This window comes from Bacteroidota bacterium, from assembly GCA_020402865.1.
GTDB lineage: Bacteria > Bacteroidota > Bacteroidia > Palsa-965 > Palsa-965.
This window is the reverse complement of record JADBYT010000020.1, coordinates 1-4,146: the sequence shown is the minus strand read 5'-3', so window position 1 is coordinate 4,146 and position 4,146 is coordinate 1. Positions and strand designations below refer to the sequence as shown.

The following is a 4,146-nucleotide window of genomic DNA, read 5'->3' as shown; positions in this document are numbered from 1 at the left end:
GTTTCCCCGGTGGCTGAGCTTGTCGAAGCCACCGTTCCCTCTGTTTCCCCGGTGGCTGAGCTTGTCGCGGTGGCTGAGCCTGTCGCGGTGGCTGAGCCTGTCGCGGTGGCTGAGCTTGTCGAAGCCACCGTTCCCTCTGTTTCCCCGGTGGCTGAGCTTGTCGAAGCCACCGTTCCCTCTGTTTCCCCGGTGGCTGAGCTTGTCGCGGTGGCTGAGCTTGTCGCGGTGGCTGAGCTTGTCGAAGCCACCGTTCCCTCTGTTTCCCGAAGGAAATCTGCTAAAACACTAATTCCAACTCAATATGAACACCACCCAAAAAACATCCGGAAAAAACTATCATCCCTGGGATCTTCTCCTCGGTTTTGCCGCCATTCTTCTTATGCTTTGGGCACCTTCCAAATGTATGCCCAATCAGTACGAAGAACGTATTGCCAGCGGCGATACAGCTCAGCCGAAAGTAACCGCACCGCCACCTGTTGCCGCCACAAAAGCGCCGGTAAACAGCAAAGGCAAAGCCTTGTTTAAGGCAAACTGCTCGTCGTGCCACTATGCATCGGAGAAAAATGGCACCGGACCCGGACTCAAAGGCGTGCTTACCCGTATTCCCGGCGGCGAGTGGAAATACAACTGGGTGCGCAACTCGGCCGCTCTTGCCGCTTCGGGCGATGCCTATGCAACTGCCATTAAAGCAAAATGGAACAATGCTGTGATGACTGCATTTCCCACGTTGAGTAATGAAGATATTGATGCTATCTTAGACTACGCCGATGCGGGCGAATAAGCCGGATGAAAAAACTGTTTCTCCTTTACCTCGTTGTGTCTGCTGCCGGTTGCTTCCGGCAGCAGCATGACGAGCGTATTGCAAACAACGATACGCTTTTACCGCATCCCGAAAAACTTCTTACTCCCGACAGTTCCCGCCTCGTTCAGGCAGTTAACCGCCAATCGGCTACGCAACTGCTTTACGAATCGAAATGTATGTCGTGCCATCGTGTCAGTGGCTCGTGCCGGGTAATGCCGGGCGCAATTGACCGTATTCCGCCCGGCAACTGGAAATACCATTGGTTCCGCAACCCTGATTCGGTGGTGGCAGCGGGCGAACCGTATGCAGTAAAAATCAAAGCCGACTGGCATAACCAGCCGCATCCGGCATTTCCCGAACTCAGCCGTGCAGAAATAGACGATCTTTTGCAGTATATTTCGAAATGGTGAAACATAAAATCGTTGTCGCATTGCTGAGTCTGTCGCTGGGCGTTGTATTTCTATGCGCATCAGCAGCCGGTACCGCGCTTACCGAACGCGAAGAAGCCGGCAAAAAACTGTTCCGCAAATGCGCCGTGTGCCACCGCACCGACGATAAGCCAAAGAAAGGCCCAGGACTTAAAGGCGCCACACAGCGCATGCCCGGCGGCGACTGGCGCTACCGCTTTGTGCGTAATGCGCAGGAAGTAATTGCCAGCGGCGATGCCTATGCCACACGGCTGTATGTAGAATACAAGCGCGAAAACATGACAGCGTTTCCCAAACTCACCAACGATCAGATTGATCAGATTTTCGAATACATCGACGCGGTAAACCGTTAATTGCGGCGATCAGCTATTTTTGCATACGTATGAAAATCATCTGCATCGGCCGCAATTACGCCGAACACGCCAAGGAAATGAACAGCCCGGTTCCTACCGAACCGGTGGTTTTTCTGAAACCCGATACCGCCCTGCTGCGCGACAATGCCCCGTTTTACTATCCCGATTTTACCAGCGACCTGCACCACGAAGTGGAACTGGTGCTGAAAATTTCCAAAGCAGGCAAACACATTCAGCCAGAATTTGCCGGACGGTATTACGATGAAATTGGCATTGGCATTGACTTTACCGCGCGCGATGTGCAGATGCAGTGCAAAGCAAAAGGTTTGCCGTGGGAAAAAGCAAAAGCCTTCGACCACTCCGCACCCGTTGGCCGTTTCGTGCCCAAAACTTCGCTTGGCGACCTCAATGCCATCGGCTTTCATCTCGATGTAAACGGCCAAACCGTGCAGCGCGGAAACACCGGCGATCTGCTGTTTAATTTCGATGTACTGGTGGCGCATGTATCGCAATACTTCACCCTCAAAACCGGCGACCTTATTTTTACCGGCACGCCCGAAGGAGTGGGCCCGGTAAAACGCGGCGATCTGCTCACCGCATATATCGGTAACGAAGAAATGCTCAAATTCGAAATCCGCTGAGCATGATTCGTTTGTGTGTGCCCCTGCTGCTTTTGCTTTTTTGCTGCAACGATGCGCCACAGGCACATGCACAAAAGCAAAACAAACCACAGGCACCGGCCGACACACTCAGCGAATACGACAAACTGTTTGATCCGCTGCTGGCCGATGGTTTTGATTTTCCTTTCGGCGACCGCAACGGCGGCGGAAGCTATACCGACAGCGAAGGAAAAAAACACAACGGCTGGTACATTGCCACACACACCGCCGAAACATACAGCCTCGGCATACACACCGGCGAAGACTGGAACGGCAACGGTGGCGGTAATACCGACCTTGGCCAGCCCGTGTATGCAACCGCAAACGGACGTGTCATTGCCTCGGCCGATTATGGCAAGCCCTGGGGCAATATCATCCTCATCGAACATTGCTACGTAGAAAATGCGCAGCCAAAAACCGTCTATTCACTGTATGCGCATCTTGAAAGCCGCCTGGCCCAAAAAGGCAATGAAGTAAAGCGTGGCCGCAAAATTGGTACAATCGGCACTGGCGGCGGTAGCTATCCGGCTCACCTGCATTTCGAAATCCGCAAAGCAGCCATGAAAGATTTTGCGGTTGACTACTGGCCCAGCAATAACGGCAAAAATGCCGACTGGGTGCTCAAACATTACGAAAAACCTTCGGAGTTTATCAAAGCACACCGCAAGCTGCTGGTGCCCGCCGCCGAAGACACTTTGCTTGTAGCCGTAAAGCACAGCTACCGCATGAAACTTTTTGCCCGTGGCCGCGAAGTAAAGGAATACCGCATTGCACTTGCGCAGGATCCCATCGGCCACAAACAAAAGCAGGGCGACAACCGCACACCCGAAGGCGAATACAAAATCATTCAGAAAGCACTTGGTCCGTTTACCGGCACCTATGCCAGCTACCTCGGCAAAGCGTGGATGCGCATTAACTATCCAAACAACCACGATGCCGCCGCTGCATTCGCCAAAAAGAAAATAACGCAGGCACAGTACAACAGCATTGTGGCTGCTAACAAAGCCGGTAAGGAACCATTAAAAACCACAGTGCTCGGTGGCGGAATCGGCATACACGGCTGGGCCGGAAACTGGCCCGGAACCGATCAGCAAAATCTCACCTGGGGCTGCATCAGCATCCAGAACAATAACCTCATCGATTTATATAACCGCGTACCACTCCTTACAAAAATTCTGATTTTGCCTTAAGAGATAACTGAAAAAATAAGTTGGAGCGAACCTGCAATGGTTTGAAATACCTGTAGCTCCTGCTTTCCGTTCCAATTGGTTAAAACAAAAAAATTGGCTATCCCCTCTACGAGGTCTTAATTGGCTATCCCCTCTACGAGGTCTTAAAGACCTCGTAGAGGTAAACGACCGTTTTTGTTTTAACCAATTTCCACTACAATCAGGGCTAGAGATTCAATCCGTCTGGTGTTTCAAAATACCTGTGTCTGGCACAGTACACAATTGGAATAATTGCTTTTGCAAACCGGCACACTGCGGCTTCGATAAACTCAGCCTCCGTGGGAAACATACGCACACTGAGGCTTCGATAAACTCAGCCTCCGTGGGAAACATACGCACTATGGCTTCGACAGACATAGTGCAAAGAATACTTTTCGTGGAGTGAAATAAGCCCGGTGGTTGAGCTTGTCGAAACCACCGTATTCAGTTGCTGCGGCTGCGGCAAGCGAAGCCTCCGTGGAAAACAGACACACACTGCGGCTTCGACATGCTCAGCCTCCGTGGGAAACATAAGCACACTGCGGCTTCGATAAGCTCAGCCTCCGTGGGAAACATAAGCACACTGCGGCTTCGATAAGCTCAGCCTCCGTGGGAAACATACGCACACTGCGGCTTCGATAAGCTCAGCCTCCGTGGGAAACATACGCACACTGCGGCTTCGACATGCTCAGCCTC

Annotated in this window: 5 protein-coding genes; all 5 read left to right on the top strand. The window is 52.2% G+C overall.

Features of this window, described 5'->3' with window-relative positions; all coding sequences use genetic code 11:
• The first annotated feature begins 301 nt into the window (after positions 1-301).
• From IM638_14230 to IM638_14210, 5 genes are read left to right on the top strand one after another with little or no spacing between them, the layout of a single operon-like run.
• Positions 302-781 (top strand): cytochrome c, encoded by a 480-nt coding sequence (locus IM638_14230; protein ID MCA6364191.1) that lies wholly within the window; start codon positions 302-304, stop codon positions 779-781.
• Between the two features lie 5 nt (positions 782-786).
• Positions 787-1,212, top strand: coding sequence for a cytochrome c (locus tag IM638_14225; GenBank protein ID MCA6364190.1), 426 nt, complete (start codon positions 787-789; stop codon positions 1,210-1,212).
• The gene (locus IM638_14220) at positions 1,206-1,583 is read left to right on the top strand and encodes a cytochrome c (GenBank protein ID MCA6364189.1); all 378 of its coding nucleotides are present in this window, start codon (positions 1,206-1,208) and stop codon (positions 1,581-1,583) included. Before IM638_14225 ends, IM638_14220 begins: the two co-directional genes overlap by 7 nt.
• A gap of 29 nt (positions 1,584-1,612) precedes the next feature.
• On the top strand, positions 1,613-2,224 hold the full coding sequence (locus tag IM638_14215) for a fumarylacetoacetate hydrolase family protein (GenBank protein MCA6364188.1): 612 nt from the start codon (positions 1,613-1,615) through the stop codon (positions 2,222-2,224).
• A 2-nt stretch (positions 2,225-2,226) separates the two neighbouring features.
• On the top strand, positions 2,227-3,432 hold the full coding sequence (locus IM638_14210; protein ID MCA6364187.1) for a peptidoglycan DD-metalloendopeptidase family protein: 1,206 nt from the start codon (positions 2,227-2,229) through the stop codon (positions 3,430-3,432).
• Positions 3,433-4,146: the final 714 nt, after the last annotated feature.